Consider the following 5,459-nt stretch of genomic DNA (forward strand, 5'->3'; position numbering starts at 1 on the left):
AAACAAAAAGAACCTAGCTTATTACGCTAGATTCTTTCCATCTGAAAAAATTGTTTTACTCTCCGTACGACCCAAAGCTTTTGTGTACACTATTTCTTTTGAAGAAGTGGGCATAATGGGTTGTCCGTTTTGATACGGATAACCGTTCATACTTTGCTTTCGATTGGCAATTCAACATAATCGCAATCAACTCATCATTGCTAACATGATTGGCCATTCGTGCCACTTTAACCGTTTGGCGATCCCAACTTGCTATCTGTGACTGATCTGTTTCATTCACAATTTCTGTCAAAAAACCGAGATTACTTACCAAATTACCTTGATCATTTAAATCACGTTCTTTAAACCACCGTAACACCTGAATACCATCACTCGAAAGTTCGGCCGGCGCATATTCAATTTTAGCAATTTCATTGAGAAACTCATCATTTGTCATCTTCATTAGCGTTCGGGCCACATTTACTGTCCGTTCGTCATAATGTTTGGCGACAGCTTTCTTGTCTTCCAGGGCACCCATGACCCGATTCAAATAACCGAAAGTGACAAATAAATTTTCCGGTTGCGTTTGGTGGGCCTTGAGCTGTTTTTCAATCCAGTTAACAAAACGTTGCTGTCTTTTAATCATAAATGACTCCCTTCATGGTTTGTTTAAGTTGTTACCAATCATACCGATAAAATGTTGCAGCAACGTTACTAAAGATTAAAAGAGTGATTAATAAATCCTTACGTTCATGTATTAGTTTATATTTTCATAAAATACATTTGCATTTTAGGGGCATTTAAGATTACAATAGTAATAACTTATTTTTTAGGAGGAACATTATGCGATCACCATATAACTCATTCGCAAAACGCCGTCCAGTTGCTGGTAAGCGCGAACGTCGCCGTCGCCAAGCGCGAATCGTTGCTATCCAACGTTTCGCTAAAGGCAAGACTGAAGAAATTGTAGATACACCAAAAGTTAAATAATCGGCTTTTTGCCATTAAAAAAATTCAATCACTTTCTAAGTGGTTGAATTTTTTATTTACATTACATTTCAATAGATTTTCAAATTGGCCTTGACAGAAGTTGTTTATTAGAGTAAATTAAGCCCATATTATAAATCAATGAGAAAAAAGCTGTGAAAAGAAAGTATGGAAATTATCCATTGCAAAGCGAGCGTCGTTTGGTGAAAGGACGTCAAAGGATTTTTCCAGAACATCATCTTTGAGCGATGCCTACGAAATTTGAGTAAGCATTGGGTGCTCCCATTACAGAGCTAGAGTATGATTGCGTACTCGAAAAGGCAGAATCAGTGATGGTTCTGTAAACAAAGGTGGTAACACGTTTATAACGTCCTTGTCAGAATAATTATTCTGATGAGGACGTTTTTATTTTCTTTTAGTTTTTTCTCATAAGATTTAAATCTTATGAAGGAGTGACATTTTATGGAAGAAAGAAAATTAACGAAAAAAGACTATGTGGTGGTAAGTTCTATGCTATTTGCTTTATTTTTTGGGGCAGGAAATTTAATTTTTCCGCTTCATTTAGGCCAGTTGGCTGGTGCGAACTGGTTACCTGCCGCACTTGGTTTCTTAGTAACCGGGGTCTTGTTACCACTTTTATCAGTTCTAGCAATCAGTATTACCCATTCAGAAGGCGTTTACGACGTAGGTAAACCTTTAGGCCCTGTATTTGCCTTAGTTTTCATGGTTTTAATTCATGGCACAATCGGTCCTTTATTTGGAACCCCACGGACTGCCACTGTTTCTTACACAGTTGGCGTTGCTCCACTCGTGCCAGCCCATTTGCAGACTTTAGGATTAGTTGTTTTCTCCGCCGTTTTCTTTGCACTTGCCTATTTTCTTTCAGTAGAACAAAGCAAAATTGTTTCCAATGTCGGTAAATTACTAAACCCAGTCTTCTTAGTTTTACTTGTCTTTGTCTTCTTCTTAGGCTTCAGCCGTCCGCTCGGCTCAACTGCTAGCCAAGCTGTCACAACCGCCTATAAAACCGGTGCTTTCACAAACGGATTTTTGCAAGGCTACAACACGATGGATGCTTTAGCGGGCTTGGCTTTTGGGGTAACTGTGGTCACGGCCGTCAAATTCATGGGTAAGAAAAATGCGAACAGCATCGCCTTTGTCACTGCCCGCGCCGGTCTTTTCTCCATGGGGTTTGAAGCGATCATCTACTTAGCTTTAATTTTGTTAGGTGCAATGTCGCTTGGTAAATTTGCCGTTAGCGCCAATGGTGGCGTTGCTTTTGATCAAATTGTTAACCACTACTTAGGTGTCGTCGGTCAATCAATCTTAGCCGCCTTAATCACTTTAACTTGTTTAACGACTGCCATTGGGTTGGTTGCCGCATTTGCTCAAGATTTTCACAAACATTTTCCAAAGATCAGCTACAAAACTTGGTTGGCCTTCACCAGTGCCGCATCGTTTTTAACTGCTAACTTAGGTTTGAATCAAATCATTGCTTGGTCAACACCTGTTTTGATGTTCTTGTATCCCTTGGCCATGGCTTTGATCTTACTTTCCGTCTTTTCACCACTTTTCCATCGCGATTCAGTTGTTTACAAATTTGTTGTCACTTTCACCGTTGTTCCTGCTTTATTCGACATGATGGCTGCGTTTCCTCCAGTTGTCAGCCAAAGCGGTCTTGGAAAAGCAATGGCTAGTTTTCAACAATCCTATCTTCCCTTTGCTCAATACGGTATGGACTGGGTAGTTCCTGCTTTAGTTGGCATGGTTCTCGGCGTTGGTTGTTACCTTGTCAAACGCCATGTTAGTCTCGGTAAAGTTCCTGAACAAAATCAACAATAAGTTTTTCCCCTTTAGGTAAAACAAAACACGCATTCTCAATGTTTTGATCCAGCGTTCTGGATCTACTGGACATTGGGAATGCGTGTTTTTTTGGTACGTTCTTATTTTTAATACTGGACGTTATCCTCTTATACCAAACCACTATTGCTTATTACTTGCTTCTTAAACCATTCTGACATTCTCTTTACCCTTTTAACACCAAACTTTTTTTCTGAAACGTGCTCCAAAAAGCAGACTCTTCCGCTGCCATAATTCTTGCGGTCTGTTTTTCGGCCACAAGAATGGTCAACGTCCGGAGCAAAAAAGCTTATTAGCGCTTTGAGCTAATAAGCAACCTCAATAGCGGAGTAGTTAGCCCAACACCAGGGATCGTCCACCCAACCCGTGGACAATCCCTGGTGTTATGCTAATGCTCACAGTCTAATCGTCTTTTTCCGCACTCTTTTTTTACCAGCTTGCCTTTCTTACTCCTGGAATCTGGCCTTCATGCGCCAATCTTCTAAAATTCAATCTCGACAACCCGAATTTTCTCAAATACGCATGCGGTCTCCCATCCAAATGATCTCTTCTATGCATTCTTGTTGGTGATGCATTTCTTGGCAACTTACTCAATCCCTCATAATCATGATTCTTCTTCAACTGCTCGCGCACTTTCGCATACCGCGCCACCGTTGCCTCAATTCTTTGTTCCTTCATAATCTTTGATTTCTTTGCCATCTAACTATTTCCCTTCCTTTGCTTTTTTGCCGCCTTGATTGTCCGGAGCGCAGACTTTCTTGTCTTCAAACTCGGACTCTTCAATCGTCGATAAGCTGTCGCCAAATCCATTGTTTTTGTCATATTTACTTGCTCCTTTTTCTTAATAGTAACGATTACTATTTATACCACATTTCATCCATTTAGCCAATCATTTTGTATTTTTACTATTTTGCACATATTACTTTGACACACACAGTAATATGTGATACATTTTAGACAATCAAAAAAGTTACAAAGGAGGTCCACCAATTTATGCAAATTTCTAAGGATTTAATTCGGGGTAACACTGACACCATTGTCCTTAATCTGCTCAGTCAGCAAGATAGCTACGGTTATCAAGTTGCCAAACAAATTAAATATTTGAGCGATGACGCCTATGAAATTAACGAAGCTACTCTCTACACCGTTTTCCGTCGGCTTGAAAAGCATCAAGACATTGAAAGTTATTGGGGCGATGAAACTCAAGGTGCTCGCCGCAAATACTACCGAATTACTGATAGCGGCCAACAGTTGCTCACCGAGAATGTACAACAATGGGATTTTTCAAAAACGATTATTGAAAAACTAATTAAAGGAAGTATCGACTATGACAAACATTGAAACAAAGGTCCGCACAAAATTAGATCAATTATTTATGAACTATACCCCTTCCACAGAACTCACCGAACTCAAAGAAGAGCTTGTTTCCGACCTCACCGAAGCTACCAACGATAATGTCTCAGATGGTATGGATGAGGACAAAGCCATTCAAACAGCATTTGATCGTCTAGGGAACCTTGATGAACTCGTTCAAGAAATTACCAACGAACACAATGCTGATGAAGATGAAGGTCACTCACACGAGGGTCACAATCGCAATAGTGTTCACATTGGCAACTTAGATATTGAAGATGGTAAAGTTCGACTGGGCAACCAAACTTTGGCGGACGGCGATAAAGTTGAAATTGGCAAACTTCTCAAAGTAGATGGCGACAATGTAGATATTGGCGATGGTTTTATCAAAGTGACTGACGGTGATGTCACGATTAATGGCAAAACGCCTTCCAAGGTATATATGGAATCCTTGCCACTCGTAAATTCGCAGGCTTTTCCGATCCAAGACTTGACGAACATCGCTATTAACTACAAAAGTGCCTCACTCACAATTAAACAAACTGATGGCGATCAATTGATTGTGAATGAATACATGAGTCGTAATAATGATCGCTACTATTTACGAAGCAACGTCACTGATCACGAACTCACAATCCGTCAGGGTGATCAGCCCCTACTCTGGCATTTAAATATTAAAGTAGAGATCTTAGTGCCATCAACCTACACCAAAACTTTAAACGCGGACACAAAAGATGGGCGAATTCGCGTTCAAGACCTGAAAAATGAGCAGCTCAATTTAAATGTGGTTTCTCATTCTGGGAGTACACGTGCCGAAACAGTCAAAGTTTCCCAGCTTAATATGGAAGCTTTCTCTGGATCAATTCATGGCGAAAATATTCAGGCCACTAAACTAACCAGCCATTCACACAGCGGTTCCGTTTCGTTTGATTCGGTTAATAGTTTGATGAATCTTAAATCTAACAGTGGTTCAATCCGTGTGACCCACGGAAATGGTTCCGGAAATTTTCGTACGCACAGTGGTTCTGTCAAGCTTAACTTTGACCATCTTAATGGCGACGTGGCAGCTAATACGCATAGTGGTTCCGTTAAACTGACATTGCCAAACTCTGAAACCTTCAATTTTGAATTGGAGACAAAAAGTGGCCGTGCCAAGGTTGACGGAAATGTCGTTGTTGAACATAGTGGTAATTCTTATCAAACGGGGCACGTCGGTGATCATCCACAATATAAGGTCACTGGTAACACCAATTCCGGTAGTGCTAAATTAAACCTTGAAG

At 40.3% G+C, this 5,459-nt stretch carries 7 protein-coding genes and 1 other annotated feature; of the genes, 4 read left to right on the plus strand and 3 right to left on the minus strand.

The window, feature by feature from the left end:
* Positions 1 to 55: 55 nt before the first annotated feature.
* The gene (locus tag PPA04_RS09040) at positions 56 to 625 is read right to left on the minus strand and encodes a hypothetical protein (RefSeq protein WP_057785024.1); all 570 of its coding nucleotides are present in this window, start codon (positions 623 to 625) and stop codon (positions 56 to 58) included.
* 197 nt (positions 626 to 822) lie between these two features.
* On the opposite strand from PPA04_RS09040, the gene PPA04_RS09605 reads away from it, so the two are divergent.
* Both PPA04_RS09605 and brnQ read left to right on the plus strand, forming a co-directional pair.
* Complete coding sequence (locus PPA04_RS09605) at positions 823 to 969, plus strand: hypothetical protein (RefSeq protein WP_164481576.1); 147 nt, start codon at positions 823 to 825, stop codon at positions 967 to 969.
* Between the two features lie 143 nt (positions 970 to 1,112).
* Positions 1,113 to 1,344: a binding site (T-box leader), on the plus strand.
* 84 nt (positions 1,345 to 1,428) lie between these two features.
* Positions 1,429 to 2,808: a branched-chain amino acid transport system II carrier protein gene (gene brnQ / locus PPA04_RS09045; RefSeq protein ID WP_057785023.1), complete on the plus strand. Its 1,380-nt coding sequence runs from the start codon at positions 1,429 to 1,431 to the stop codon at positions 2,806 to 2,808.
* A 447-nt stretch (positions 2,809 to 3,255) separates the two neighbouring features.
* Here the strand turns inward: brnQ and rpsN are convergent, their stop codons facing one another.
* Both rpsN and PPA04_RS09610 read right to left on the minus strand, forming a co-directional pair.
* Positions 3,256 to 3,525, minus strand: coding sequence for a 30S ribosomal protein S14 (rpsN, locus tag PPA04_RS09050; RefSeq protein ID WP_057785022.1), 270 nt, complete (start codon positions 3,523 to 3,525; stop codon positions 3,256 to 3,258).
* Entirely contained in the window at positions 3,526 to 3,648 is a 123-nt protein-coding gene (locus tag PPA04_RS09610) for a putative metal homeostasis protein (protein WP_186806983.1), read from the minus strand. It abuts the gene before it with no gap.
* Positions 3,649 to 3,819: 171 nt separating this feature from the next.
* Between PPA04_RS09610 and PPA04_RS09055 the strand changes: the two genes are divergently transcribed.
* Positions 3,820 to 4,167, plus strand: coding sequence for a PadR family transcriptional regulator (locus PPA04_RS09055; protein ID WP_057785021.1), 348 nt, complete (start codon positions 3,820 to 3,822; stop codon positions 4,165 to 4,167).
* Positions 4,154 to 5,459: DUF4097 family beta strand repeat-containing protein (locus PPA04_RS09060; protein ID WP_147206806.1), on the plus strand; the 1,306-nt coding region annotated here is incomplete at its 3' end. The genes PPA04_RS09055 and PPA04_RS09060, both read left to right, overlap by 14 nt.

Origin of the sequence: Pediococcus parvulus (genome assembly GCF_007990205.1) — a bacterium.
In the GTDB taxonomy this organism is placed as follows: domain Bacteria; phylum Bacillota; class Bacilli; order Lactobacillales; family Lactobacillaceae; genus Pediococcus; species Pediococcus parvulus.